The sequence below is a fragment of the Streptomyces sp. NPDC001796 genome (assembly GCF_042892355.1).
In the GTDB taxonomy this organism is placed as follows: domain Bacteria; phylum Actinomycetota; class Actinomycetes; order Streptomycetales; family Streptomycetaceae; genus Streptomyces.
In genome coordinates, this window is record NZ_JBIAUC010000052.1 from 1 (window position 1) to 1,182 (window position 1,182).

Annotated in this window: 2 protein-coding genes; both read left to right on the forward strand. The window is 66.6% G+C overall.

Annotated elements, in window-relative coordinates:
• The first annotated feature begins 93 nt into the window (after positions 1-93).
• On the forward strand, positions 94-429 hold the full coding sequence (locus ACFYZE_RS36100) for a hypothetical protein (RefSeq protein WP_389003934.1): 336 nt from the start codon (positions 94-96) through the stop codon (positions 427-429).
• Positions 430-473: 44 nt separating this feature from the next.
• The coding region (locus tag ACFYZE_RS36105; protein WP_389003936.1) for a transposase at positions 474-1,182 on the forward strand (709 nt) is incomplete at its 3' end.

Genomic DNA, 1,182 nt, shown 5'->3' on the forward strand with positions numbered 1-1,182 from the left:
CTAAGAGCTGTCCCGCAAAGGCTTCCTGGAGACCCGGCGAGTGAGCCGGGCTGAGGACTCTGCCATGATCGCCTGTCGATGAGAGGGGCTGTGATGGCCATTGACGAGCGACCTGACCCGGTGCAGATCATCGCGAGAGTGGGGACGGGCTTCTCCGCGGAGCAGCCCGAGCGAGCGATTCAGGTGTGGATGCATCTCGCCGCGAAGGCGGGTTGGGATGTCAGCCGCGTTGACGAGGCTTCCATCGACCTGGACGCCGGCGAGTGCGGGATCGTCGACGTAGAGGGCCTGCGATACCTGGTGCGTCGAGGCCGAAGGGTGCGTCGGACTCTGTATGACGACAGCGGGGGAAGGCTTACTCAGCGACCGATCTTCGGCTTCGCTGCATGGGCGGAACCGGTGCTCTCCTCGGACAGCATCATCCCCTGAGGCCGGCACTAGGGTACTCGTGCTGCGTCTGGGACGATCTTGCTGTGGCTGGTGTGATCTCAGCGTCGGAACCGTCCTGGATAGCCCCGTTCACCGGGCTGAGCCCGCGAGCATTTGGAAAGCTGCTCGCCCAGCTGCGACGCGAGGGGGCCGATGCGGCACGTCCTGGACGGCCGTGGTCGCTGCCGCTTGAGGACCGGGTGCTGCTCGTCGCCGCGTACTGGCGCACCAACCTGACCCTGCGACAACTCGCGCCACTGTTCGGAGTCTCCAAGTCGGCCGCGGATCGGATCGTCGACCACACAGGGCCGCTGCTGGCACTGCACCAGCGCCAGCGGTTCCGTCGCGGCACCGTGCTCATCGTGGACGGGACCCTGGTGCCGACGCGCGACCACCAAGTGGCGGAGCAGTCGAAGAACTATCGCTACTCAACCAACCACCAGGTGGTCATCGACGCCGATACCCGCCTGATCGTCGCCGTCGGCCAGCCCGTTCCGGGCAACCGCAACGACTGCAAGGCCTGGTCCGAGTCGGGCGCCGCCGCAGCGGTGGGCAAGACAACCACCATCGCCGACGGCGGCTACCAGGGCACCGGACTGGTAATCCCGCACCGTCGCCCCGCCGACGGCGAGCTGTGCGACTGGAAGAAGGAGCACAACCATTCTCACAAGCAGGTCCGCGCCCGCGTCGAGCACGTCTTCGCGCGCTTGAAGACCTGGAAGATCCTTCGCGACTGCCGCCTGAAGGGCGACG